The organism is Bradyrhizobium sp. MI1.11 (assembly GCF_055811255.1).
Genome location: NZ_JBVVPM010000056.1, coordinates 13053 through 36135, shown reverse-complemented (window position 1 = coordinate 36135; position 23083 = coordinate 13053). Strand labels below are relative to the sequence as shown.

General features: G+C 64.9%; 26 protein-coding genes and 1 riboswitch. Of the genes, 9 read left to right on the top strand and 17 right to left on the bottom strand.

Going from position 1 to position 23083, the window contains the following annotated elements:
• Window positions 1–71: 71 nt before the first annotated feature.
• The 3 genes from AC0L30_RS34830 to pdxH all read right to left on the bottom strand — a co-directional run bounded on the left by AC0L30_RS34830 (window position 72) and on the right by pdxH (window position 2338).
• Window positions 72–839 carry a class I SAM-dependent methyltransferase gene (locus AC0L30_RS34830; protein WP_473406248.1) on the bottom strand — a complete coding sequence of 256 codons (768 nt, stop codon included), beginning with the start codon at window positions 837–839 and terminating at the stop codon, window positions 72–74.
• Between the two features lie 7 nt (window positions 840–846).
• A complete protein-coding gene (locus tag AC0L30_RS34825) occupies window positions 847–1599 on the bottom strand; it encodes an SDR family NAD(P)-dependent oxidoreductase (protein WP_007594703.1) in 753 nt (250 codons plus the stop codon).
• Window positions 1600–1696: 97 nt separating this feature from the next.
• Complete coding sequence (gene pdxH / locus AC0L30_RS34820) at window positions 1697–2338, bottom strand: pyridoxamine 5'-phosphate oxidase (RefSeq protein WP_007594697.1); 642 nt, start codon at window positions 2336–2338, stop codon at window positions 1697–1699.
• A gap of 113 nt (window positions 2339–2451) precedes the next feature.
• On the opposite strand from pdxH, the gene AC0L30_RS34815 reads away from it, so the two are divergent.
• Window positions 2452–2859, top strand: coding sequence for an RT0821/Lpp0805 family surface protein (locus tag AC0L30_RS34815; protein ID WP_007594695.1), 408 nt, complete (start codon window positions 2452–2454; stop codon window positions 2857–2859).
• A 110-nt stretch (window positions 2860–2969) separates the two neighbouring features.
• A complete protein-coding gene (locus tag AC0L30_RS34810) occupies window positions 2970–3932 on the top strand; it encodes a DnaJ C-terminal domain-containing protein (RefSeq protein WP_007594691.1) in 963 nt (320 codons plus the stop codon).
• A gap of 329 nt (window positions 3933–4261) precedes the next feature.
• Here the strand turns inward: AC0L30_RS34810 and AC0L30_RS34805 are convergent, their stop codons facing one another.
• Window positions 4262–5032: an anti-sigma factor family protein gene (locus tag AC0L30_RS34805; protein ID WP_007594681.1), complete on the bottom strand. Its 771-nt coding sequence runs from the start codon at window positions 5030–5032 to the stop codon at window positions 4262–4264.
• Between the two features lie 106 nt (window positions 5033–5138).
• Window positions 5139–5627: a sigma-70 family RNA polymerase sigma factor gene (locus AC0L30_RS34800; RefSeq protein WP_007594679.1), complete on the bottom strand. Its 489-nt coding sequence runs from the start codon at window positions 5625–5627 to the stop codon at window positions 5139–5141.
• A gap of 173 nt (window positions 5628–5800) precedes the next feature.
• Between AC0L30_RS34800 and fabI the strand changes: the two genes are divergently transcribed.
• The 4 genes from fabI to AC0L30_RS34780 all read left to right on the top strand — a co-directional run bounded on the left by fabI (window position 5801) and on the right by AC0L30_RS34780 (window position 9717).
• A complete protein-coding gene (fabI, locus tag AC0L30_RS34795) occupies window positions 5801–6616 on the top strand; it encodes an enoyl-ACP reductase FabI (protein ID WP_007594677.1) in 816 nt (271 codons plus the stop codon).
• A 14-nt stretch (window positions 6617–6630) separates the two neighbouring features.
• Window positions 6631–7230: a histidine phosphatase family protein gene (locus AC0L30_RS34790; protein ID WP_007594675.1), complete on the top strand. Its 600-nt coding sequence runs from the start codon at window positions 6631–6633 to the stop codon at window positions 7228–7230.
• Window positions 7231–7318: 88 nt separating this feature from the next.
• Window positions 7319–8407, top strand: coding sequence for a chorismate synthase (gene aroC, locus AC0L30_RS34785; protein ID WP_007594674.1), 1089 nt, complete (start codon window positions 7319–7321; stop codon window positions 8405–8407).
• Window positions 8408–8487: 80 nt separating this feature from the next.
• Window positions 8488–9717 (top strand): adenylate/guanylate cyclase domain-containing protein, encoded by a 1230-nt coding sequence (locus AC0L30_RS34780; protein ID WP_007594673.1) that lies wholly within the window; start codon window positions 8488–8490, stop codon window positions 9715–9717.
• On the opposite strand, the gene clpS is transcribed toward AC0L30_RS34780, so the two are convergent.
• The 5 genes from clpS to AC0L30_RS34755 are packed head-to-tail and all read right to left on the bottom strand — an operon-like array spanning window position 9681 to window position 12426.
• Window positions 9681–9986, bottom strand: coding sequence for an ATP-dependent Clp protease adapter ClpS (gene clpS, locus AC0L30_RS34775; RefSeq protein WP_007594672.1), 306 nt, complete (start codon window positions 9984–9986; stop codon window positions 9681–9683). The two genes, AC0L30_RS34780 and clpS, sit on opposite strands and share 37 nt — an antisense overlap.
• A 43-nt stretch (window positions 9987–10029) precedes the next feature.
• Window positions 10030–10371, bottom strand: a complete 342-nt coding sequence (locus tag AC0L30_RS34770) for a DUF190 domain-containing protein (RefSeq protein WP_007594670.1) — start codon at window positions 10369–10371, stop codon at window positions 10030–10032.
• Window positions 10372–10373: 2 nt separating this feature from the next.
• Window positions 10374–10802 (bottom strand): fluoride efflux transporter CrcB, encoded by a 429-nt coding sequence (gene crcB, locus AC0L30_RS34765; RefSeq protein ID WP_007594668.1) that lies wholly within the window; start codon window positions 10800–10802, stop codon window positions 10374–10376.
• Window positions 10803–10808: 6 nt separating this feature from the next.
• On the bottom strand, window positions 10809–11198 hold the full coding sequence (gene crcB, locus AC0L30_RS34760; protein ID WP_007594666.1) for a fluoride efflux transporter CrcB: 390 nt from the start codon (window positions 11196–11198) through the stop codon (window positions 10809–10811).
• A gap of 16 nt (window positions 11199–11214) precedes the next feature.
• Window positions 11215–12426, bottom strand: coding sequence for an MFS transporter (locus AC0L30_RS34755; RefSeq protein WP_007594664.1), 1212 nt, complete (start codon window positions 12424–12426; stop codon window positions 11215–11217).
• A gap of 136 nt (window positions 12427–12562) precedes the next feature.
• Window positions 12563–12640, bottom strand: a riboswitch (Fluoride riboswitch).
• A gap of 286 nt (window positions 12641–12926) precedes the next feature.
• Here AC0L30_RS34755 and AC0L30_RS34750 point away from each other — a divergent pair.
• Both AC0L30_RS34750 and AC0L30_RS34745 read left to right on the top strand, forming a co-directional pair.
• Window positions 12927–13796 (top strand): DUF1194 domain-containing protein, encoded by an 870-nt coding sequence (locus tag AC0L30_RS34750; RefSeq protein ID WP_007594662.1) that lies wholly within the window; start codon window positions 12927–12929, stop codon window positions 13794–13796.
• Between the two features lie 175 nt (window positions 13797–13971).
• Window positions 13972–14604: a hypothetical protein gene (locus AC0L30_RS34745; protein ID WP_007594660.1), complete on the top strand. Its 633-nt coding sequence runs from the start codon at window positions 13972–13974 to the stop codon at window positions 14602–14604.
• 215 nt (window positions 14605–14819) lie between these two features.
• Here the strand turns inward: AC0L30_RS34745 and AC0L30_RS34740 are convergent, their stop codons facing one another.
• Entirely contained in the window at window positions 14820–15878 is a 1059-nt protein-coding gene (locus tag AC0L30_RS34740) for a class I SAM-dependent methyltransferase (RefSeq protein WP_473406247.1), read from the bottom strand.
• 168 nt (window positions 15879–16046) lie between these two features.
• On the opposite strand from AC0L30_RS34740, the gene AC0L30_RS34735 reads away from it, so the two are divergent.
• Window positions 16047–16649, top strand: coding sequence for a hypothetical protein (locus AC0L30_RS34735; protein WP_007594657.1), 603 nt, complete (start codon window positions 16047–16049; stop codon window positions 16647–16649).
• Here AC0L30_RS34735 and AC0L30_RS34730 read toward each other — a convergent pair whose 3' ends face one another.
• The 6 genes from AC0L30_RS34730 to AC0L30_RS34705 all read right to left on the bottom strand — a co-directional run bounded on the left by AC0L30_RS34730 (window position 16650) and on the right by AC0L30_RS34705 (window position 23027).
• Window positions 16650–17897: a class I SAM-dependent RNA methyltransferase gene (locus AC0L30_RS34730; protein ID WP_007594655.1), complete on the bottom strand. Its 1248-nt coding sequence runs from the start codon at window positions 17895–17897 to the stop codon at window positions 16650–16652.
• Window positions 17890–18624 (bottom strand): TlyA family RNA methyltransferase, encoded by a 735-nt coding sequence (locus AC0L30_RS34725; protein ID WP_007594653.1) that lies wholly within the window; start codon window positions 18622–18624, stop codon window positions 17890–17892. Before AC0L30_RS34725 ends, AC0L30_RS34730 begins: the two co-directional genes overlap by 8 nt.
• Before the next feature lie 26 nt (window positions 18625–18650).
• Window positions 18651–19205 carry a nucleoside 2-deoxyribosyltransferase gene (locus tag AC0L30_RS34720; RefSeq protein WP_007594651.1) on the bottom strand — a complete coding sequence of 185 codons (555 nt, stop codon included), beginning with the start codon at window positions 19203–19205 and terminating at the stop codon, window positions 18651–18653.
• Window positions 19206–19238: 33 nt separating this feature from the next.
• On the bottom strand, window positions 19239–21167 hold the full coding sequence (dxs, locus tag AC0L30_RS34715; protein ID WP_007594649.1) for a 1-deoxy-D-xylulose-5-phosphate synthase: 1929 nt from the start codon (window positions 21165–21167) through the stop codon (window positions 19239–19241).
• A 605-nt stretch (window positions 21168–21772) separates the two neighbouring features.
• Complete coding sequence (locus AC0L30_RS34710; protein WP_007594646.1) at window positions 21773–22024, bottom strand: exodeoxyribonuclease VII small subunit; 252 nt, start codon at window positions 22022–22024, stop codon at window positions 21773–21775.
• A 73-nt stretch (window positions 22025–22097) separates the two neighbouring features.
• On the bottom strand, window positions 22098–23027 hold the full coding sequence (locus AC0L30_RS34705; protein WP_007594645.1) for a histone deacetylase family protein: 930 nt from the start codon (window positions 23025–23027) through the stop codon (window positions 22098–22100).
• Window positions 23028–23083: the final 56 nt, after the last annotated feature.

Genomic DNA, 23083 nt, shown 5'->3' with positions numbered 1-23083 from the left:
AAGCCAAGGGCGATCCAGGTCTTGCGGCGGCGTTGTCTGGATCGCCTTGCTCCCGCCCTTCGGCAAATCAGCTAGCGCTTCACGATCTGCGCCGTCGAGACGATGGTCTCGGCCACGACCCCGTTGCCGCTGAAAGAAGCCAGGTGCTCCCGGACGTCGCGTAGCATCTCCTCGACATTGTCGCCCAGCGCATCTGGTGATGACGACGAATAGGTCAGCGTGCGCCGCGTCAGGTCCTCCACGCCAACTACGTGGCTGGTCTCGACCGTGACGAGTTCGGTGGGCTGAAAGGCGCTGCCGCGAAAGAACGCCGGCAAGTCGCGATGGGTGCGCGTGCCCCTGCCTGCCTCCTCCCAGAGCTTGGCCGGCGACCAGCGGCGGCGTACGTCGTTGTAGCCATCGAGCCACGGGTTTCTGCCGTCGGTGACCGAGAACGAGGCGCAGATCAGAATTGCGCCACCGCGCGCAACCAGCCGAACGAGCCGTGCAAGCGTCGGCTCACGATCCATCCAATGCAGCGCGCGGCCGATCGTCACGACGTCGAAGCTGATGTCGGGGCTGAGCGTCTCGACCTTGCCTTCGATCAGCGTGAGTGCGTGGCCTGCGCTCGCAGCCGTACGTCGCGCCGCATCGAGCATGGCAGGTTCTGGGTCGACGCCGACGATGCGGCCGACATAGGGCGCAAAGCCGAGCGCCAGCATCCCAGGTCCGGTGCCGAGGTCGATCAAGCTGCTTTGCGTGGAGAGGCCGAGCTTTTCCGCGACGCTGCGAAAGAATTCGCTCGGGTACGGCGGTCGCAAATGCTCGTAAAGTGCCGCAGTGCTAGCGAACCGACCCATGCTTCGCCTACACGTGCTGGCCGCCGTTGATGTGGATCTCGGCGCCGTTGACGTAAGAACTGGTGTCCGTACACAGCACGTAGATGATCTTGGCGACCTCGTCGGGCGTGCCGAGCCGGTGCATCGGGATCTGCTGGTCGACGATCTTCTCGGTGCCCGGCGACAGGATCGAGGTGTCGATCTCGCCCGGCGCGATCGCATTGACGCGCACGCCGACGCGGCCGAAGTCGGAGGCCATCTCGCGCGTCAGGGATGCCAGCGCGGCCTTCGAGGTGGCGTAGGCGGCGCCTGCGAAGGGATGCACGCGCGAGCCCGCGATCGAAGTGACGTTCACGACAGAGCCCTTGGCCGTCTTCAGTTCCTCGAGCAGCCCGCGCGCCATCATGATCGGCGCGAAGAAGTTGACGTTGAACACATGCGTCCAGGTGTCGAGGTCGGTGTCGATCGAGCCGAGCCTGGAGCCGCCGGCGCCCTTCGGTGAGATCGCGGCATTGTTGACCAGCGCATGCAGCATCCCGCCTTCGAGACGGTCGCGGATGTCGGAGATTGCGCGGGTGGTATCGGCGGGCGTGGCGAGGTCGACCTGGATATGGTCCTCAGGGCCTGCATCCCACGGACAATCCTCCGGGAACGGATGTCGCGAGCAGGTGATCACGCGCCAGCCGGCCGAGGAGAAACGGATCACGGTGGCATGGCCGATGCCGCGGCTCGCCCCGGTCAGGAGCAGCGTGCGGCGCGGCGCGTTGGAAGGCTGCGGCATGAAGGTCTTTCAGGTTGGAGCATGATCCGGACCCGGAGGGCCGCGTTAGCGCAAAGCGTGCAGCGGTTTTCCGAAGGGATCATGCTCGAACAAAATACTAAGGATACATCCGCGTCTTGGACCATTTCTGGCCGGCCGCGTCACGGCGAAATTCGATGCGGTCGTGCAGGCGGAATGGGCGGTCATGCCAGAATTCGATACGCGACGGCGTGATGCGCCAGCCGCTCCAGCCCGGCGGCCGCGGCACCTCGCCGATCATGTGCTTGGCGGCGACCTTGGCGATCGCCTGCTCGAAGGCGAAGCGGCTCTCCAGCTCCTGCGACTGCTTGCTCGCCCAGGCACCGATCTGCGCCTGTTTCGGGCGGGTGGCGAAATAGGCGTCGGCTTCGGCCTCGGTCACCGGCGTCACGTTGCCGCGGATGCGGACCTGCCGGCGCAGCGACTTCCAGTGAAAAAGTAACGCCGCCTTAGGATTTGCGGCGAGTTCGCGGCCCTTCTGGCTGGCGATGTGGCTGTAGAAGACGAAACCATCGGTATCGAAGCCCTTCATCAGCACCATGCGCACATCCGGCAGGCCATCGGGATCGACGGTTGCGAGCGCCATGGCGTTCGGATCGTTCGGCTCGCTCTTGATGGCTTCGTTCATCCAGGCCTCGAACAGCGCAAACGGCTCGTCGGCGGCGGTGAAATCACCGGATGTTAAGGGTGTCTGGTGTTTCATCGAGGTCGTGTCGGTCATGTCTGGGGTCCGAGTTGCGTCCTGCGGTCCAAAACGCGCTGTTGTCTGCTACCGCCCTATATAGGGTATGGGGACGCGTTGGCCTATCGGCGATCCGGCCGTCCGGCTTCGTCATGACGATCATTCTGATCGGGCTCGGCACCGGCGGTTGCAGCTTCTCCCGCAACGACAAGAGCGCCTACGCCAAGGCCGAGGACAGCGACCTCACCGGCTCGATCGCAATGCCGGCCAGGGCGGCGGCACCGACCGAGACCGATCTCGCCTTCGCCCGCAACGCCGCCTCCGACGTCCTCAGCAAGAACGACAAGGATTCCAGCCAGCATTGGGAGAATCCGGAAACCGGAGCGCGCGGTTCGGTCACGCCGATCGCGCAATCCTATGCCGCCGAGGACGGCCGCAAGTGCCGCGACTTCCTGGCGAGCTACGTCAACGGCAGCACCGAAAGCTGGCTCCAGGGCGCGGGCTGCCAAAGCAGCCGTGGCAGTTGGGAGATTCATACGCTAAAGCCGTGGCGGAGCTAGGAATCGCTTCACCAGGCTAGTTGCAAAAATACCACTCGCCCCCCACATGAGGCTCAGTTGGGGGCGGGGAGCCCTTTGAACAATTCGATTTCTTGAAGGAGACGTGACGGATGCGCGACCCCTATGAGGTCTTGGGGGTGCCGCGGAGCGCCAACGCTGCCGCGATCAAGAGCGCCTATCGCAAGCTTGCTAAGAAGCACCATCCTGACAGCAACAAGAACGACCCGAAGGCGGCCGAGCGCTTCGCTGAGCTCAATTCGGCCAACGAGATCCTCGGCGACGAGGACAAACGCAAGCAATTCGACCGCGGCGAGATCGACGCCGACGGCAAGCCGCGCTTCCATGGCTTTCCGGGCGGCGGCGGGCCGCGCGGTCGCGCGGGTCCCGGCGGGTTCGAAAGCTATACGTTCCGCGGTGGCGGCGCGGGCCCTGGTGCGGGCGGCGGCGCGTTCGAGGACATCCTCAACAGCATGTTCGGCGGTGGGCCGCGTCCGCGCCCCGGGGCCGGCGGCGGTGCCCAGTTCGAATTCGACACCGGCGGGATCGGGCTCGATCTCGACGTCAATGTCGCCATGACCGTCTCGCTGGAGGAGGCGGTCAAGGGCGGCGAGAAGCGAGTCCGGCTGCCGAATGGCAAGGAACTCAATGTCAAGGTTCCGTCCGGCGTGACCGAGGGCCAGCAGATCCGGTTGCGGGGACAGGGCGAGAGCGCTCAGGGCCACCCGCCGGGCGATCTCCTGATCACGATCAGCATCGCGCCGCATCCGTTCTTCAAGATCGAGGGCGCCGATCTCCGGATCGACCTGCCGGTCACGCTTTATGAGGCGGTGCTTGGCGGCAAGGTCCGCGTGCCCACCCTCGGCAATGCCGTGGAGCTTTCGGTCCCGCAAAACACCTCCAGCGGCCGGACCTTCCGCCTGAAGGGCAAAGGATTGCCAAAAGCTGGCGGAACCGGGGATCTCTTCGTTACTGTCAGGATTATGCTACCGGACGGGAACGACGCCGAGCTTGAAGCATTGATGGAGAAGTGGCGGGACCAACGCCCCTACAATCCACGTAGCGGGCTTGGCTAAGCGTGATCCAGAAAGTGTGAAGGGGTTCTCCTAAAGACTGAGAGCGTCGTCCGTCGAGATGATGCTCATCATATGCCCGAGGCGTGTTAGCCCTTCTTGGCTCACGTGCTCGACGTGTCGGCTGTCCGGCGGGGCAGCCGATAAAAAGGTGCGGCCTCGAGAGGGGGACCAGCGCGGTACCAAAAACCCCAATCGAGGCCGCCCGCGTCGATCGGCGGATCGAACGCTGCTCATTTTCGCGTGATCATCCGGTGCGATAATGAGACGCGCCGATGTCTTCATTCCAAATTTTCAATGTCGGAATCGAGGCACCGCGCTTGCGTGGTTGTCTAGGTGCCGCTTTTCTCTGCTTGGTCGTAGACCGCCTGCGCCACTTTGGTCAGCCGATCCCGGTCGCCGCCACCGCTGACGACGTAGCCGACGCCGCGCTCCGACCAGAACAGCGCCCCGTCCTTGTCCGTTCGGGCGTAGCGCATCTGCGTTGCACCATTCTCGGTCTTGGCGGTGTAAATCGTGTACCGCTCGCCCGAGGCACCCTCATACATCAGGAACGACGCCGGCCCGTTCGGCCCCGGCAAAAGCCGGCCACCGACGAGCTTTAGTCCACTCGCCTCCAGGTTCGGTGCAAACACGGTCCAGCCGCAGCGCCGGGTCAGCCAGGCCTGGAGGTGGTCGCGCTCGTTGCCGCCGACCTCGACGGGATGGCGAACCTCGACGACATAGAGGCGGTGGGCGTCGAGTGCGTCAGTCGTAAAACTCTGGAAGGTCGAGGGCGCGTTGGCGGCGCCATGCGCCAGCCAGCCGGCGGTGCCGCCGGCGACGAAGGCCACCAGCACGGCCGCGGCGGCGCCATAGAGCCAGTGCCGCGGGCGGCGCTCCAGCCGTTCGAGCTCGAGCCGCGCCGGCACCGGCTCCTGGGCGACGGAATCGTAGCGGGCGTGCAGCATCTCGGCCATGGCGCGCCAGGACTGCACGCGCTCGCCATCCTCAGGCTGCGCGGCAAGCCAGGCTTCGACGTCGGCGCGGCGCTCGGCCGGCAACTCGCCGTCGACATAGGCGTGCAGTTCGTCCTCGGTCACTGGGATCTTGCGGTCGTTCATATCGATCGTCTCTGGCTCTGCGGCCCAAAATGTTCTTCGTGGTTCAACTGCGCCGCTTCCCATGCCATGCAGGAGAAACGACCGGCGCGATGCATCAATCCTGCCATCATTTCACCCGCCTGAGCGCCGGGCGCTCACCCTCCAGCGAGGCTTTAACGTGGGCGCGGGCGCGTGCCAGGCGCGACATCACGGTGCCGATCGGCACGCCCTGGATGTCGGCGACCTCGCGGTAGCTCATGCCCTCCAGCATCACCAGGAGCAGCACCGAGCGTTGCTCCTCGACGAGCGTCGCCAGCGCCCTCTCGATATCGCGCCCTTCGGCTTCGGTCCCGCTGGCGTCCGGGTTGTTCTCCGTCAGCTGCATGAATTGCGGGCGCCGTGCCAGCGAGCGCCGCCGGTTCTTGTTGAGGTTGGTCAGGATCGTATAGAGCCAGCTCCTGACGTCGCCCCCGAGGAACAGGCGCTCCGAACGCAGCGCCCGCACCAGCGTATCCTGCACCAGATCGTCGGCCGCATCCGCCTCGCGCGTGAGCGCGCGGGCGTAGCGGCGCAACGCCGGGATCATGGCTTCAACGCTCTGGCGAAACGCACTCATTGCGATCTTGACGTCCTGATGTCCGGCGCGAGCGCCACAACGATCATAACACCCGAGCGGAACGGCTATTCCGGCGCGTGAAACAGCGTTAACGCCGCGTATTAGGACTGTACCGCCACGGAGGGCTGGTGTACCTCCAAACCTTACCGGGAGCTCGACGGGACGTTAGCAAAATGGCGCAGAATTCAGGTCTGATGCAGGGCAAGCGGGGCGTGGTCCTCGGCGTTGCCAACAACCGCTCGATCGCCTGGGGCATTGCCAAGGCATGTCACGCGGCCGGCGCCGAGCTCGCCTTCACCTATCAGGGCGATGCGCTGAAGAAGCGCGTCGAGCCGCTTGCCGCCGAGATCGGCGGGCTCGTACTCGGCCATTGCGACGTCACCGATGCCGCGACCATCGATGCGGCGTTCGCGGTGCTGAAGGAGAAGTGGGGCAAGATCGACTTCCTGGTGCATGCGATCGCCTATGGCGAGCAGCTCGACGGCCGCTACGTCGACACCACGCAGGAGAATTTTTCGAAGTCCATGCTGATCTCCTGCTACTCGTTCACAGCCGTGGCGCAGCGCGCCGAGAAGCTGATGACCGACGGCGGCTCGCTGATCACACTCAGCTATTACGGCGCCGAGAAGTGGATGCCGCATTACAACGTCATGGGCGTCGCGAAAGCGGCGCTCGAAGCAAGCGTGCGTTATCTCGCCGCCGATCTCGGCGAGAAGAACATCCGCGTCAACGCGATCTCCGCGGGGCCGATCAAGACGCTCGCGGCGTCCGGCATCGGCGATTTCAGATATATCCTGAAGTGGAACGAGGCCAACGCGCCGCTGCGGCGCAACGTCTCCACGGAAGACGTCGGTGGCAGCGCGCTGTATTTCCTCTCCGACCTCTCGCGCGGCGTCACCGGCGAGGTGCATCACGTCGATTCCGGCTATCACGTGCTCGGCATGAAGCGCCCGGACGCGCCGGACATTTCGTTCGGCGGGAAGGACTAACTTTTTACCCAGCAATGCCCGTGCCCACGATCTATTATCTGCGCCACGGCGAGACCGAGTGGAATGCGCTCGGGAGGCTTCAGGGCATCAAGGACATTCCGCTGAACGCGCGCGGTCGCGATCAGGCCGTGCGGGCCGGCGGCATTCTCGCCGATCTGTTCAAGCGCGAGGGCCGCGACAAGGCTGCATTACCCTACGTGTCGAGTCCGCTTGGCCGCGCGCGACAGACCATGGAACTGGCGCGGAGCAAGCTCGAACTGCCGATTGCGGACTATACGCTCGACGATCGCTTGCGCGAGATCGGCTACGGCACCTGGGAGGGACTGACGCTGGCCGAGAGCGAGGCCTCCGATCCCGAAATATATGCCCGGCGCCTCGCCGACAAATGGACGGTGGGCCCCGCGGGCGGGGAGACCTACGCCGATGTGCAGGTCCGCGTGCGCGCCTGGTACGAGCAGCTCCGGACCGACACCGTCGCGGTCGCCCATGGTGGGACCTGCCGGGCCCTGATGGTTTCACTCGGCCTGGAGACGCCGGCGAGCGCCGCCGAACTCTACATCGAGCAGGGCGCCGTCTACGTGTTCCGGGACGGGCGGCTGGAGAAGTTTAGTTAAGCCGGTTCGCCGTCCCCGTGGCGGCTGCGGGTTTGACCACCGGCGCCCCGCGCGTTACCACACGCGGGAACCGAGCCAGCGAGCAGCGATGTCCTTCAACACCTTCGGCCACATGTTCCGCGTCACGACCTTCGGCGAGAGCCATGGGGTGGCGATCGGCTGCGTGGTCGACGGCTGCCCGCCCATGATCCCGCTCGTCGAGACCGACATCCAGGGCGATCTTGATCGCCGCCGGCCCGGCCAGTCGCGCTTCACGACCCAGCGTCAGGAGGCGGACCAGGTCAAGATCCTCTCCGGCGTGATGGCGCATCCGGAGACCGGCGTGCAGGTGACGACGGGCACGCCGATCGGGCTCCTGATCGAGAACACCGACCAGCGCTCCAAGGACTATTCCGAGATCAAAGACAAGTTTCGCCCCGGTCATGCCGACTTCACCTATGAAGCAAAGTACGGCCTGCGCGATTATCGCGGCGGCGGCCGCTCCTCGGCGCGCGAGACCGCGACGCGCGTTGCCGCCGGCGCGATCGCGCGAAAGGTGTTGCCCGATGTGAAGGTGCGCGGCGCGTTGGTGCAGATGGGGCCGCACAAGATCGACCGCGCGAAGTGGGACTGGGACGAGATCGCGAAGAATCCGTTCTTCTGTCCGGACAAGGACAAGGCCGCATTCTTCGAGACCTATCTCGACGGCATCCGCAAGAGCGGCTCCTCGATCGGCGCGGTGATCGAGGTCGTCGCCGAAGGTGTGCCGGCTGGCCTTGGCGCGCCGATCTACGCCAAGCTCGATTCCGATCTGGCGGGCGCGATGATGACCATCAACGCGGTGAAGGGCGTCGAGATCGGCGCCGGCTTTGGCGCGGCGGAATTGACCGGCGAAGAGAACGCCGACGAGATGCGCACGGGCAATGACGGCACGCGTTTTCTCTCCAACCACGCCGGCGGCGTGCTGGGCGGCATCTCCACAGGGCAGCCGGTGGTGGTGCGTTTCGCGGTCAAACCGACCTCGTCGATCCTGCAGCCGCGTCTCACCGTCGATCGCAACGGCGCCGACACCGAGATCATGACCAAGGGCCGCCACGATCCCTGCGTCGGCATCCGCGCCGTACCCGTCGGCGAAGCCATGATGGCCTGTGTTTTGGCGGATCATTTCCTGCGCGACCGCGGCCAGGTCGGGCGCTAGCGTTCTGCGAGGCGCTTGTATCGCGCCACTGGCCCACCGCGCAGCTTGACGATCCCACAACTTCGTCCGCAAATGCGCGCATGGAAAGCTCCGAGCTCCAACGCATCACCAGCTGGCTGATCGACGGCGCCTGGTCGTCGAAGACCCCGGCCGAGATGACGGCGGAAGCCTGCGAACGGATGGTCGCAGCCGGTCTGCCGCTATGGCGGTTCGGCATCTTCATCCGCACGCTGCATCCCGAAATTTTCGGTCGCAACTTCATCTGGCGGGAGGGCGAGGAGGTCGAGATCGGCACGGTCGATTTCGAGATCCTGGAGACGCCGGAATTCGCCAGAAGTCCGCTGCGGGTCGTGTTCGAGCAGGGACTTGAGGTGCGCGGACGCATGGACGATCCCGGCAGCAAGCATTTCCCTTTTTTCGACGATATGCGTGCCGAAGGCGTAACCGACTACGTCGCGACGCCAATGCAGTTTCTCGACGGCTCGGTCCACGCGACGAGCTGGACCACGCGCCATCCAGGCGGATTCACCGATGAACACATCGCGGCGATTCACAGCATCATCAAACCGCTCGCGCGCATCACTGAGATCATCAGCCTGCGCCGCACCGCCGAGATGCTGCTCGACACCTATGTCGGCAATCGTGCCGGCGCGCGCATCCTTGGCGGTCAGATCCGCCGCGGCCACAACGACACCATGCAGGCTGCGATCTGGCTCTCCGATCTGCGCGGCTTCACCGCACTGTCGGACCGGCTGCCGGCCGAGACCGTGGTCGAGATCCTCAACCATTATTTCGACTGCCAGGTCGCCGCGATCCGCGGCCATGGCGGCGAGGTGCTGAAATTCATGGGCGACGGCCTGCTCGCGGTATTCCCCATCGACGAATATGTCGGCGATGCCGCGCATGTCTGCACGCGGGTGCTGGAGGCGGCGCGCGAATCCCGCGCCAGCGTCGAGGCGCTCGCGTACCCTGTCGGCGATGTCGTCGAGCGCTTCCGCTTCGGCGTTGCGCTCCACGTCGGCAACATCCTCTACGGCAATATCGGTGGCGGCAATCGCCTCGACTTCACCTGCATCGGTCCCGCCGTGAACCTTGCCGCCAGGCTCGAGAAGATCACCGGTCGCCTGGGGCGGACCGTCGTGGCCTCGGAAATGTTCGCCAGTGTCTGCCGCCGCGACTGGCACGAGCTCGGCGAATTCCCGATCGCGGGCTTTTCAAAGGCGCAGCGCGTGTATGGGCTGACGGATGAAGCACCGGCGCTGGTCGCTGAGCGCTACTCCTCCGGCTCCGTCGTGAACAGCAGCGGATAGCCCTTGGTGCGGCCGGCATCCGTTGCGCGGGTAGCCTTGGTCTCGGCGACGTCCTTGGTGAAAACTGCGACCACGCAGGCGCCGAGCTTGTGGGCGGTGATCATCACCTTGTAGGCCTGATCCTCGGTCATCCGGAACTCGGCCTTGAGGATCATCGTGACGAATTCGCGCGGCGTGAAGTCGTCGTTGATCAGGATGACCTTATGAAGCTTCGGCCGCTCGACCTTGGTCTTCGTCCTGGTTTTCGGTTTGGCAACGGTATCGTTCATTCCGCCTCCCGGATATGGCGGGCTCGGGTTCCTGCCGGCGCGCTCAGCGCGCGGCCTTCTCACCATATTGCAGGACCTGCACCTTCTCCAAGGTGATCAGGCCGCTCGACATCATGCCATCCAGGATGGGCAGGAATGCATTGATGTTGTCCTCGCTGTCGACGATCTCGATCAGCAGCGGCAGGTCTTCCGAGAGCCGCAGGATTTTGGACGTGTGGAGGCGGCTCGACTTGCCGAAGCCCATGGGGCCGCGCAGCACGGTGGCGCCGGCCAGATGCCGCTCGCGCGCCGTCATCACGATCGCTTCATAGAGCGGCTTGCCGTCGAAATGGTCGTTCTCGCCAATGAAGATCCGGAGCGAAACTGCCTGATTGGGGATTTGCATGATTAGCTCCTTCGCAAGCGGTTGGTGCCGCTGGCTATCATATGGCCTGCCCATACCGACACCAGCCAGCAAATGACGGATGCCGCGATATAGGCGAGCGCCGTATATTTCATGCCGCCGTGGAGCAGGCGGAAAGTCTCCAGGCTGAAGGTCGAAAAGGTCGTGTAGCCGCCGCAGAACCCGGTCATGACGAACTGCCGGTGCTCGGGCCGGGCCAGCAGGCGGCCGTCGGGTCCGGTCAGCGTCGCGTAGAAGCCGATCATCAGTGAGCCCGTGGCGTTGATGAACAGCGTCGCGACCGGGAAGCCGGGCCCGGTGTCGAGCGCAAGCCCGACCAGATAGCGCGTCAGCCCGCCGACCATGCTGCCGGCGGCAATCCAGGCATAGAGCGTCGCGGTGCGCCAGCGATCGGCAAAGGAGGGGGACTTCATCTGCCTCTAGCCTGCCAGAGTGTCCGTGAGGAGGAAGCCGCAACTGACGGCCGCGAGGCAGAGCACGACCGAGACCGCGACATTCCCGAGCGCGTGCATCGCCTCGCCGTTGCGCGCCAGCGTCAGCGTTTGCAGACTGAACGAGGACACCGTGGTGTAGCAGCCAAGAAAGCCGGTGACCGCGAACAGCCATGGATCGGGCGCGGCGAAGGCCGAGCCGGGATGGGTCGCCAATGCGCCAAAAATGCCGATCAGAAAGGCGCCAGTGACGTTGATGGTCACGGTGCCCCACGGAAACGTCTCGCCCAGCCGCCGGGCGATCGCGCCGGAGATGAAATAGCGCGCGCAGCCGCCGAGCATGCTGCCGATCATGATCGCAAGCACTCCGCTCAGCACGGCGAACAGCCCCCCGTCATCGTTTCTCCTCCGTTGCCATCCCGCCGCCGACGGCGAATAGTCCCACGAGCGCGACCAGCGCGAAGCCGAGCCCCGCCAGGAACGTGCCGGCCGGACCATAGGCATCCCACAAGGCGCCGGCGATCACGCTTGCGGCCAGCAAGGCAAGGCCGGTGAACAGGTTGAAATAGCCGAACGCGGTGCCGCGCAGGCTCGGTGGCGCCGCGTCGGCGACGAGGGCCGAGAGCAGGCCTTGCGTCAACCCCATATGCAGTCCCCACAGCACGACGCCGAGGGCGAGGCCCCCAAGGTTTGGCAGCAGCGCGAGCGCAAGATCGGCGCCGGCGAGGAAGACGAGGCCGAGCGCGAGCAGGCCGGTGCGGTTGATCCGGTCCGAGAGCACGCCGGCCGGATAGGCCGACAACGCATAGACGATGTTCATCAGCACCAGCACGGCCGGCACCCACATCGCATTGAGCCCGATGTTCTGCGCGCGCAGGATCAGGAAGGCCTCGCTGAAGCGCGCCAGCGTGAACACGACGCCAACCGCGACCACGCGCCAGTATACGGACCCGAGCTGGCGCACCGCGGCGGTATTCAGTGGATTCCTTGAGGGCTCCCGGCCAGGGTCCGGCTCCGGCTCGCTCACCGCGAACGCGATCAGTCCGAACGACAGGAAGCCCGGCAGCACGGCCACCCAGAACACCATCGTAAAATTGTCCGCCGTCCACCACATCAGGCCGATCGCCATGAGCGGCCCGACGAAGGCACCGATAGTGTCGAGCGACTGCCGCAGGCCGAAGCTCGCGCCACGCAGGCCGATAGGTGCGATATCGGCGATCAGCGCATCGCGCGGCGCGCCGCGAATGCCCTTGCCGACGCGGTCGATGAAGCGCCCGGCAACCAGCCATCCGACGCTGGGGGCAAGCGGGAATAGCGGTTTTGTCAGCGCGGCGAGTCCGTAGCCCAGCGCGGCGAGCAATTTGCGCCGGCCTAGCCAGTCGGACAACGCGCCGGAGAAGATCTTCGTGATCGAGGCGGTCGCCTCGGCAATGCCCTCGATGAAGCCGACGGTGAGCGTGGAGGCGCCGAGCACGGTGACGAGATAGACCGGCAGCAGCGCGTGGATCATCTCGGAAGAGACGTCCATCAGCATCGAGACGAAACCGAGCACCCAGATTCCCCTGGGCAGCCCCGCACGTGCAGCATTCGGTGTTGTCGTCGTCACGTCCAGGACTTCTCCTCGGCCTCTGCTTGACCTCTGCTTGACCTCTCCTTGGCCTTCGCGTCCAGGCAACAAAAAACCCGCCAGCGGCGGGTTTGTCCATGCTCCCACCGAAGGCAAAGGCTTAGAAATTGCCCCTCCTCAAGCAGGAGTCATCAGCCCATTACGGTCACAGGCCGCCGGGCGGTTGTCGGGGGACTCCATCCCCATCTGTGTCGCCAGCCTAGCATGGAAATGGCGCCGGACAAATGGGCGAGGGTGCTCTGTCTAGTGGCCCGTTCTTCCGGGGCGCATGGCGCATGACGGCATACCCGTGCCAGCGATCGCGCAGTCAGCGGCGCGAGCGCGGCAACATGGCGGCAGCTTTGCGTAATGCTTCGCAATTCCCGACCCGCAGATCCCAACGCGCAAATCCCTAACTGGAATGTGAAGCGCAAGCGATCTTCGGACTTTGCGGCAAGGCGATTGCATGTCACCATCGCGTCATACGACGGGAGGCTGCGATGCGCTTGCTGTTCTCGATCGGGGCTGTGCTGGTGACCGGCATGTTCGCCGGAGGGGACGTCGCGGGCATCGCGGCACCAGGACCCAAATTTGAGTCGCCTAAAATTCAGCCGCAGCGGCAAGCAGCCGACAGGGACGCGCAGACGGTCGATGTCGAGCTGATCCTCGCTGTCGACGTCTCCTACTCCATGGACATGGACGAGCTCGCGATCCAGCGCGAAGGCTATGCGCAGGCGATCCAGTCGAAGGAATTCCTGCAGGCGCTGAAGCTGGGCCCGAACGGCCGGATCGCGGTGACCTATTTCGAGTGGGCCGCCTCGACCGACCAGAAGATCATCATTCCCTGGCGCCTGATCGACGGACCGGAGACCGCCGATGCCGTCGCCGCCGAAATCCTGAAGACGCCGATCCGGCGCGCCTCGCGCACTTCGATCTCCGGCGCGATCAGTTTCGCGATGCCGCTGTTCGACGAGGATCCCTATCGGGGCTTGCGCCGTGTGATCGATATTTCCGGCGACGGTCCCAACAACAATGGCACTCCGGTCACGATTGCGCGCGACGCGGCGATCGAGAAGGGCATCGTGATCAACGGCCTCCCGATCATGGTCAAGGAGCCGTCCTATTCGACCATGGATATCGACAATCTCGACTTCTACTATGAAGATTGTGTCATCGGCGGCCCCGGTTCCTTTGTCATCACGATCAAGGATCGCGAGAAGTTCAAGGAAGCCATCCGCACCAAGCTCTTGATGGAGGTTGCAGGCCGTATGCCGGAGCGCCCGGTGATGCGCGTTGCGGAGAAGGACAGGGAGCCGCGTGTGAACTGCATGATCGGCGAGAAGATCTGGTCAGACCGCTGGGGTCGCTGAGCGCGGCCCCCGGACGAGACCTTTTGCCCTATTTGCCCGCGATGGAATTTTAACCATGCGTTAACTGTTGCGTGGCCCTAATCGGCTGCTTCCAATTGTTTCCGGATACTGTTCTGACGTTCCTGTCGGGGCGCGAATCAAGCGGGCCTGTCAGACAAATCCGTCGAGCAATCCAATGGCCATCGTCTCATCGAGCACCAGCCAGATTTCGCCCGCCAACGAGCGGGTGTATCACCAGAGCGCCCTCCTCGGTGACTGGAAGGGCAATTGGGCGGGCAACAACCAGCCCGTCGGCTTCAAGGTCGTGAACATCCGCGGTGCCCGGGCGCAGGTCGAGTACACCCATAACGGGCACACCGAGCGCGGCTTTGGCGAGGTCGCCGGTTCGCTTCTCACCTTCGGTAACATCACGGTCGGCACCAAAGACGGCAAGAGTTTGGTGCTGTTATCCTCCGCGGGCGCTGGCAAGCAGACCGCGACGCTGGACAAGCAGGCGCCGCCGGCCTCGGACAGCCGTCTGATGGGAAGCTGGGGTGGCTATTCAAGTGACAATGGCAAGAGCGCGAGCTTCAGGGTGCTCGGCGTCAACGGCAACGAAGCGCAGGTCAGCGTCACCACCGATGGCGTCACCCGTCAGGGCACCGGCACCGTCTACAAGAACGTCATCATGTTCGGGCAGGCGCAGATTGCGACCGACGACGGGCAGAACGGCAAGATCATCTACCAGGTCGGCAACAAGTCATTCATGGTGCCCGTGACGAAATATCCGCCGGCGGATACGTCGTCCACGGTGGACAGGACGGCATAGCAGATCACGGCTGCTGCTCGCTGGACCGCGTCAGCGCCTTCAAGTGCCGGTCGATCTGACGCAAGACGTCGCACGCGGGCGCCAAAGCGCCATTACCGATCATTTGCGGCGGCGAGCTTACGTTGCCGCGCGAGCGAGGCAACGATGTCGGCGCCAGGCGTGGCTGCAGCATCGGCATGGCCATATGCCGCAGCCACGCGCCGGAATGGGGAAGATCAGATCCGCGCCTCCAGAATCAGATTGAAGGGCGTTTCAGCTGCGCGGCGGAAGCGCGTCAGTCCGCCCTCTCGCGCGACCTTGCGCAGCCTTGCCTCGCCGGCTTGCGCGCCCAGTCCGAGGCCCACCTCCTGGTCGAGCGAGGCCGGCGTGCAGATCATGGTCGACGCCGCATAATAGACCCGCCCGACCGGGTTGAGATTGTCCTCGAGGCGGTCGCCTGCGAACGGCTCGACCAGCATGCAGGTGCCGTCCTTTGCCATGGTCTCGCGCACGTGGCCGATGGCGCCGACGGGATCGCCCATGTCATGCAGGCAATCGAAGAAGCAGACGAGATCATAGCCCTCGGCCGGATAGGTCTTGGCGGAATGAACATCGAAGCTGACCCGGTCGCCCAATCTGGCTTCGGTGGCCGCCTTTCGCGCGGCCTCGATCGAACCCTCGTGATAGTCGAAGCCGTAGAAGCGGGAGTTCGGGAAGGCTTCCGCCATCAGCCGTGTCGAGACGCCGTGCCCGCAGCCGACATCGGCGACCTTGGCGCCGCGCTTCAGCTTGTCCACGACGCCGTCGAGCGCGGGCAGCCATTCCTGCGCCAGATGATGCATGTACCCGGTCCGGAAGAAGCGGGCGGTGCCGCAGAACAGGCACTCGCTGCGCCGGTTCCAACCGACGCCCTTGCCGGATTTGAATGCGTCCGAGACCTTCGGCTCGTCGAGAAACGCCGAGGCAATGACATTGCCGAACGCGCCGAGGAACACCGGACTGTCCTCATCGGCAAGCGCCATCGCCTGCTCCGGCAGCATCGAGAATTTTGCCGAAGCGGAATCGTACTCGATGTAGCCGGATGCCGCCTGGCTCGCGAGCCATTCGCGGACGTAGCGCTCCGCCGTCCCGGTGGCGCTTGCGAGCTCGGACGAGTTCATCGGTCCCTTGGCGGCAAGGGTACGGTAGAGACCGAGCTTGTCCCCGAGCAGGACCAGCGACGCATTCATCGCTGCCCCGAATTCGGTGACCATCTTGCCCATAAAGGCATTCAACCTGTCGGAATTGACCTCCATGACAGCCTCCGTGCTGACGCGCCCCCTTAGGTGGGTCAATCCGGCATGCGGGAAGTTCAAACTGGCAGGAAAACGTGATCCCGGAACTCAAGGGAAGACTGGTGTCGCTATGCTGGCATTCATGCTGTCTGGTGGGTATAATTCGCAAGCTTTTCGACGGTTATTTGGATGTCCAGGCTTACACGCTCTTGCGGTCTCGCGGTTTTTCTTGCCCTGCTCTGCCTCGGCGAAGCGCCGGCTCATGCGCAAGGCGCACCCCTGCAATATTGGATCCCCGGCGGACCTTTCGGCTTCGGCGGCGTTGCCGGCCAGAGCGCCGACAGCTACGGCAATTTCCCGAGCTTCAATGGCGCCGACGCAAGCGGCCGCAGCAATTTTGCGAACGGCTTCTTTGTCGGCAGCCAGCATGGCAATCTCAATTGGAGCGGCCTCAGCCCGGCCGGACTGAGCGGCAATTTCAGCGCGCTCTCCTACGACAGCACGCAATTCGGCTACAACACCAAGACCGCGGGCGGCATGCCCGTCACGTTCTTTGCCGGTTTCGACACCCTGAAATACGGCAACGGCATCGGCAGCTCGCTTGCGCCGCTCACCTCCAGCGCCTCGCCCGGCTACGGCGCATTTGCGGGTGTCGAGTTCAAGCCGACCTCCAACCTCAGCCTGTCGTTCGGCGCCGGCTTCACCCAGCAGGACTCGGGCCGCATGGATAGCGATCTCAGATCGAACATGCTGCCCGGCGAGTCGCCGGCGTTGAGTGGCCTTCGGCGCTAACTAGCGCGTGAACTTCGCAACGAGCTCGACATGCGGCGTGTGGCGGAACTGATCCACCGGCACGACTACGTCAATCTTGTAGCCGCCATCGATCAGCAGCCGCGCATCGCGAGCAAAGGTCGCGACATTGCAGGAGACCGCGACCACCACCGGCACCTTGCTCGCGGCGAGCTTCAAGGCCTGCGCCTGTGCGCCCTGGCGTGGCGGGTCGAACACGACAGCGTCAAAATCGCGCAGCTCCGGCGCCACCAGGGGACGGCGGAACAGGTCGCGCGGCTCGGCCTTGATCGGCTTGAGCCCCGGCGTGCGTGCTGCTTTTTCGAGCGCTGCAATGGCGCCGACGTCGTTGTCATGGGCGCTGATGCGGGTCTTCTCGGCGAGCCGCAACGCAAACGGCCCGACGCCGCAGAAGAGATCGAGAACGTTCTTGGCCTTGCCGACGCGCTCCGCGACCAGCGACGCAAGCGTCTCTTCGCCGGCGACGGTGGCCTGCAGGAACGAGCCCGGCGGCAGCGTCACCTCGGCGCGGCCCATCTGCAGGGTCGGTGGCAGGCGTTGCAGCACCAGTTCGCCGTGCCGTGTCAGCCGTGCCAGGCGATGCTGCTCGGCGACGCGCGACAGCGCCGTCACGAGCGGCGTTGGCAGCGGGCCGGAGCCGCGCACGTCCACGTCGAGACCGTTGGCGGTCGCGGTCACCTGGATGTCCAGCGGCTTCGTCACCAGCATTTTGGACGTCAGCAGTTCGGCGAGCGCCCAACCGGCATCGAGCGCGCCCTCGAGCCCGGGATCGAGGATCGGGCAACGATCGATCGGGATGACATCGTGCGAGCTCGCAGCCGAGAAGCCGACCTTGAGGATGTCATGGGTGCCCAACCGGCCGTGCAGCGTGATGCGCCTGCGTCCCGCACCGTGGGCATCGACCAGCGGCGCCACCTCGCAGTCGATGCCGGCCTGGGCCAGGGTCTCGACCACGATGCCGCGCTTCCAGGCGTGATACGGTTCAGTCGCCCAGTGCTGGATCGCGCAGCCGCCACAGACGCCGAAATGCGGACAGAACGGCGCGACGCGCTCGGGGCTGGCGACATCCACCGCCAGCAGCTTGCGGCGATCAGGATGGTTGCCGACGACACGATCGACCTCGACGGTCTCGCCGCCGAGCGTGTAGGGCACATAGACGGCATCACCAGCGTCGAGCGAGACGCCGTCGCCGCGATGGCCGACGTGATCGATCGTCACGCGCTCAACCACGGCGCGCGCCCAGGAAGAATTCGATGTTGCCGTCGCCGCCGGTGATCGCCGACGGGAACACCTCGATATCGGTGCAGCCGAGCGAGGCCGCAAAGGCGGCGATGTCGTCGCAGATCTCGCGGTGCACGGCGGCGTCGCGGACGATGCCCTTCTTGTTGTGCTTCCGGTCCGCCTCGAATTGCGGCTTGATCAGTGCCAGCAGGCTCATCGGCGCGGCCGCCAGCGACAGCGCCACGGGCAGCACCGTCTTGAGCGAGATGAAGCTGACGTCGATCACGACGACATCGGGCCGCGCCGGCAAACGCTTGCCGTCATAGGCGCGGATGTCGGTCTCTTCCATCGACACGATCTTGGAGTGACCGCGCAGCGAGGGATGCAACTGGCTGGTGCCGACATCGACGGCAAAGACGAGACTCGCGCCGTTCGCCAGCAGCACCTCGGTAAATCCGCCGGTGGACGCGCCGACGTCGAGGCAGACATGGTCCTCGATCTCGATCGGGTAGCGCTCCAGCGCGCCGGCGAGCTTGACGCCGCCGCGGGAGACGTAGGGGTACGCGGGCTCGGCCTGGATCACGGCGTCCTCGGCGATGGTCTCCGACGGCTTTGCGACCTGCTTGTCGTCGGCGGTGACGAGGCCGGCCTCGATCGCCGCGCGCGCCCGCGCCCGGCTCTCGAACAGGCCGCGCTCGACCAGCAGAACATCCGCGCGCTTGCGGGCAGGGGACATCATCTCTCCGAAGACGCCAGAGGCGCTTATGTAGCGATCAATCGCGCGGCCGCCATCCGGACGCAAGCCTCGAACGCGGCCAGATCGTGCCAGACGTCGATCGGCATCTGCGCCGGCGTCACCAGCGGGCAGCCATGCAGTTCCAGCGCGTGGATCATCATGAGATTGTCGACGAGGCCAAAATCCTCGACCGTCAGCCCCTGCGCGTCGACCAGCCGCCCGTCCTCGGACGTCACGTCCATGAAGCGGCTGAGGCGGTCGGCATAGGCGGCGCCGTCGTTGGAATAAGCGAGGCAAAACTTGCGGCGGCCGGCCATGTAGCCGAGCTCGTAGATGGTGCCGGGATCGGCGCTGGCGCCGCGGAACGGCGTGAGGTTGGCGATGATCGCATCGGCCGCGTCCATCATCGCCTCGTTGCCGCAAAAGATCCGCCGCGAGGCGTCGGGAGCGGCGAGGTCGATGTCGTTGTCGAGGGGATAGAGGCCGGTAAGGCCGTGCGCGGCACAGATCGCGACCTTCTCCCGGCCGATCTCGACCGCATCTGGCAGGAACACGTCGGGGCCTGCCAGATAGATTTTCATCAGAGCTGCTTCGCGGAAGCTCGAAGCTCGCTGTTAGGCGAGCTTGACCGTCTCGGCCTTGACGTCCTTGCCGAGCGCCTCGAACACCTTGGCGACGATGCCCTTGGCGTCGAGACCGGCACGACCGTACATCGCCGCCGGGGTGTCGTGGTCCTGGAACACGTCGGGCAGCACCATGGTGCGGAACCGCACCAGGCCGCTGTCGAGCGCGCCCTGGTCGGTCAGGTATTGCGCGACATGCGAGCCGAAACCGCCGACCGAGCCTTCCTCGATCGTGATCAGGATCTCGTGGTCGCGCGCGAGCTTGAGCACCAGCTCGGTGTCCAGCGGCTTCATGAAGCGCGCATCCGCGATCGTGGTCGAAAGGCCGTGGGCCGCGAGCTCGTCGGCGGCCTTCTCGCATTCGGCAAGGCGCGTGCCGAAGGAGAGCAGGGCGATCTTGCTGCCCTCGCGGACGATGCGGCCCTTGCCGATCTCGAGCGGAACGCCGATTTCGGGCATCTCGATGCCGCGGCCTTCGCCGCGCGGATAGCGCAGGGAACTCGGACGATCGTTGATCGCGACCTGGGTTGCGACCATGTGCACCAGCTCGGCTTCGTCGGCCGCCGCCATGATCACCATGTTCGGCAGACAGCCGAGATAGGCGTTGTCGAACGAGCCGGCATGGGTGGCGCCGTCGGCGCCGACGAGGCCGGCGCGGTCGATGGCGAAGCGCACGGGCAGGCTCTGGATCGCGACGTCATGCACGATCTGGTCGTAGCCACGCTGCAGGAAGGTCGAGTAGATCGCGCAGAAAGGCTTGTAGCCTTCGGTGGCGAGACCGGCGGCGAACGTCACCGCGTGTTGCTCGGCAATGCCGACGTCGAAGGTGCGGTCCGGGAACGCCTTGTTGAAGATGTCGACGCCGGTGCCGGAGGGCATCGCCGCAGTGATGGCGACGATCTTGTCGTCCTTCTCCGCTTCCTTGACGAGGCTCTGGCCGAACACGTTCTGATAGGCCGGCGCGTTCGGCTTGGACTTGGCCTGGGTGCCGGTCGCGACGTCGAACTTGACCACGGCGTGGTACTTGTCGGCGGAGGCTTCCGCCGGGCCGTAGCCCTTGCCCTTCTGCGTCACGACGTGGAGCAGGATCGGGCCGGTCTCCATGTCGCGCACGTTCTTCAGCACGGGCAGGAGATGGTCGAGGTTGTGGCCGTCGATCGGGCCGACGTAATAGAAGCCGAGCTCCTCGAACAGCGTGCCGCCGTCCATCATGAAGCCGCGGGAATATTCCTCGACGCGATTGGCGCGGTTGGCGAGGATCTTGGGCAGGCGCTGGTTGATCTGCTTGGCCACATCGCGCAGCGTGCGATAGGTCTTGCCGGAGTAGAGCCGCGACAGATAGGCGCTCATCGCGCCGACCGGCGGTGCTATCGACATGTCGTTGTCGTTGAGGATGACGATCAGGCGCGAGTTCATCGCCCCCGCATTGTTCATGGCCTCGTAGGCCATGCCCGCCGACATCGCGCCGTCACCGATGACGGCGATAACGTTGTTCTTGCCGCCGGAGAGGTCGCGCGCGACGGCCATGCCGAGGCCGGCGGAGATCGAGGTCGAGGAATGCGCGGCGCCGAACGGATCGTAATCGCTCTCGCTGCGCTTGGTGAAGCCGGACAGGCCGCCGCCGGTGCGCAGGGTACGGATGCGATCGCGCCGGCCGGTGAGGATCTTGTGCGGATAGGCCTGGTGGCCGACGTCCCAGATCAGCCGGTCGCGCGGGGTGTCGAAGACGTAATGGATCGCAGTGGTGAGCTCGACCACGCCGAGGCCTGCGCCGAAGTGACCGCCGGTCACCGAGACGGCATCGATGGTCTCCTGACGCAGCTCGTCGGCGACCTGGCGAACCTGCTCGACCTTGAGCTTGCGCAGGTCGTCCGGCGTCCGGATGGTGTCGAGAAGCGGCGTTTTACTATATGCGTTCACGGCGATTTCCAATTTGTCAGCGCCGGAAGATTGTTCCGGTGCGCGATGGGTTTGCTCAATATCGGCGCAGCGCGAGTCCTTAAACCGTCGGAGCCACCTGCATGGGGCAAAGCCCCGTCTTCAAGCTTAGGTGAGCTTAAGTGCTCTCCGGTTCAGTCTCTGTGATCCCTGTCACTTAGATCGGCTTCGTCCATCCCAGCCAATTCATCAGCAGTTTGAAGCGCTTGTCGTCGGTAATCAGTGCCTACGCAAGGCTTACAAAAAGCCACACTCCGCGCAGCTTTACACCAAAGCTTGGGCCAAAGCCAACCCGCTGGGCCGATTACGGGCATGCACCTGCAACCCCCGGGCCAGAGTGGTTAATCCCAGCGCCAGCGGAAGGGTTCCAAGCTTGCCCGGTTCCTCGGCAAGGTTTTTGGCGTGGGGAAGCTATTTTTAGACGGATTTAGGAGGGCGAGGGACCCTCTGCGGGAGGTTCCGTGATCTCCAGAGTGCCGGTTCCCTTGAATCAAGCAGCAGCAGCAACAACAACGCCGACGGCGGCGTGCGATCATGAAAAATTGCCGGTGCCCGCTGCGTGAGATAGGCGGCTTTGAAGGCGGCCCTTACTGGACGTCGAGCGGCGCGGTGCCGGTGGCCTGGCCGCTGGCATCGGTGGTGATCTTGTCGACGCGCGCCTCGGCCTGGCGCAGCAACTCCTCGCAGCGGCGCTTCAGGGCCTCGCCGCGCTCGTAGATCGTCACGGATTCCTCGAGCGGCACCTTGCCGTCCTCGAGCCGCTTCACGATGGTTTCGAGCTCCTCGATGGCGCGTTCGAAGGTCAGCCTGGAGATGTCGATTTGGGTATTTTCGGCCATATAAGTTTCCGATTGCCCGATTCGCTTCATGTCGGAGAAAGCAAAGTTTTGCGGGCGCAATGTGGCGGGTGTGTCAGGCGCCCATCAGGGCGCCGACATGCGCCGTAACAGATTCTTTCAGTCCTTGCAGGTCGTAGCCGCCCTCGAGCACAGAAACAACGCGCCCCCCGGCGGTCTTGTCGGCGAGGTCCATCAGCTTGCGCGTCACCCAGGCATAATCCTCCGCGCGCAAATTCAGCGACGCCAGCGGATCGCGATAATGCGCGTCGAAGCCGGCAGAGATGACGAGCAGCTCCGGGCTGAATTTTTCGAGCTGCGGCAGGATCAAACTTTCGAACGCGATGCGGAATTCCGGCCCGCCGTCCTCGGAGGCGAGCGGCGCGTTGACGATGGTGTCATGGTCGCCGCGCTCGCTCTTGGCACCGGTGCCCGGAAACAGCGGCATCTGGTGCGTCGAGCAGTACATCACGGTCGGGTCCGACCAGAAGATGTCCTGCGTGCCGTTGCCGTGATGCACGTCGAAATCGACGATGGCCGCGCGCTTGATGCCGTATTTGCGCTGCGCGTGGCGCGCGGCGATGGCGACGTTGTCGAAGAAGCAGAAGCCCATCGGCTTGCCGATCTCGGCGTGGTGGCCGGGCGGGCGCACCGCGACGAAGGCGTTGCGATGCTCGCCATTCATCACCGCTTCGGTCGCCGCGACCGCGCCACCGACGCCGCGCATCACCGCTTCCCACGTGCCCGGCGACATCGAGGTGTCGCCATCGATATAGACGAGGCCGCTGGTCGGCGCGATGTGGCGCAGCTCCGTGACATAGTGCTCGTTGTGGCAGAGCGTGACGAGATCAAGATCGCCCTCCGGCGCCTGGTCGCGCACCAGGAACTGGAAGCGCTCATGCGACAGCGCCTCCTCCACCGCGCGCAGGCGGTCCGGCCTTTCAGGGTGTCCCGGCGGCGTGACGTGGTCGAGGCAGGCCTTGTGGGAGAGGAGAAGCGTACTCATCAGTCGGCCTCATGGGATGCGGGCTCTCGACGTCGCTTGGCGCATCCGGCGCCAAA

What these genes read in the sequence shown, in the direction of transcription:
- AC0L30_RS34830 (WP_473406248.1), bottom strand. Translation starts at nt 839, where the DNA reads ATGGGTCGGTTCGCTAGCACTGCGGCACTTTACGAGCATTTGCGACCG.
- AC0L30_RS34825 (WP_007594703.1), bottom strand. Translation starts at nt 1,599, where the DNA reads ATGCCGCAGCCTTCCAACGCGCCGCGCCGCACGCTGCTCCTGACCGGG.
- pdxH (WP_007594697.1), bottom strand. Translation starts at nt 2,338, where the DNA reads ATGACCGACACGACCTCGATGAAACACCAGACACCCTTAACATCCGGT.
- AC0L30_RS34815 (WP_007594695.1), top strand. Translation starts at nt 2,452, where the DNA reads ATGACGATCATTCTGATCGGGCTCGGCACCGGCGGTTGCAGCTTCTCC.
- AC0L30_RS34810 (WP_007594691.1), top strand. Translation starts at nt 2,970, where the DNA reads ATGCGCGACCCCTATGAGGTCTTGGGGGTGCCGCGGAGCGCCAACGCT.
- AC0L30_RS34805 (WP_007594681.1), bottom strand. Translation starts at nt 5,032, where the DNA reads ATGAACGACCGCAAGATCCCAGTGACCGAGGACGAACTGCACGCCTAT.
- AC0L30_RS34800 (WP_007594679.1), bottom strand. Translation starts at nt 5,627, where the DNA reads ATGAGTGCGTTTCGCCAGAGCGTTGAAGCCATGATCCCGGCGTTGCGC.
- fabI (WP_007594677.1), top strand. Translation starts at nt 5,801, where the DNA reads ATGGCGCAGAATTCAGGTCTGATGCAGGGCAAGCGGGGCGTGGTCCTC.
- AC0L30_RS34790 (WP_007594675.1), top strand. Translation starts at nt 6,631, where the DNA reads ATGCCCGTGCCCACGATCTATTATCTGCGCCACGGCGAGACCGAGTGG.
- aroC (WP_007594674.1), top strand. Translation starts at nt 7,319, where the DNA reads ATGTCCTTCAACACCTTCGGCCACATGTTCCGCGTCACGACCTTCGGC.
- AC0L30_RS34780 (WP_007594673.1), top strand. Translation starts at nt 8,488, where the DNA reads ATGGAAAGCTCCGAGCTCCAACGCATCACCAGCTGGCTGATCGACGGC.
- clpS (WP_007594672.1), bottom strand. Translation starts at nt 9,986, where the DNA reads ATGAACGATACCGTTGCCAAACCGAAAACCAGGACGAAGACCAAGGTC.
- AC0L30_RS34770 (WP_007594670.1), bottom strand. Translation starts at nt 10,371, where the DNA reads ATGCAAATCCCCAATCAGGCAGTTTCGCTCCGGATCTTCATTGGCGAG.
- crcB (WP_007594668.1), bottom strand. Translation starts at nt 10,802, where the DNA reads ATGAAGTCCCCCTCCTTTGCCGATCGCTGGCGCACCGCGACGCTCTAT.
- AC0L30_RS34750 (WP_007594662.1), top strand. Translation starts at nt 12,927, where the DNA reads ATGCGCTTGCTGTTCTCGATCGGGGCTGTGCTGGTGACCGGCATGTTC.
- AC0L30_RS34745 (WP_007594660.1), top strand. Translation starts at nt 13,972, where the DNA reads ATGGCCATCGTCTCATCGAGCACCAGCCAGATTTCGCCCGCCAACGAG.
- AC0L30_RS34740 (WP_473406247.1), bottom strand. Translation starts at nt 15,878, where the DNA reads ATGGAGGTCAATTCCGACAGGTTGAATGCCTTTATGGGCAAGATGGTC.
- AC0L30_RS34735 (WP_007594657.1), top strand. Translation starts at nt 16,047, where the DNA reads ATGTCCAGGCTTACACGCTCTTGCGGTCTCGCGGTTTTTCTTGCCCTG.
- AC0L30_RS34725 (WP_007594653.1), bottom strand. Translation starts at nt 18,624, where the DNA reads ATGTCCCCTGCCCGCAAGCGCGCGGATGTTCTGCTGGTCGAGCGCGGC.
- AC0L30_RS34720 (WP_007594651.1), bottom strand. Translation starts at nt 19,205, where the DNA reads ATGAAAATCTATCTGGCAGGCCCCGACGTGTTCCTGCCAGATGCGGTC.
- AC0L30_RS34710 (WP_007594646.1), bottom strand. Translation starts at nt 22,024, where the DNA reads ATGGCCGAAAATACCCAAATCGACATCTCCAGGCTGACCTTCGAACGC.
- AC0L30_RS34705 (WP_007594645.1), bottom strand. Translation starts at nt 23,027, where the DNA reads ATGAGTACGCTTCTCCTCTCCCACAAGGCCTGCCTCGACCACGTCACG.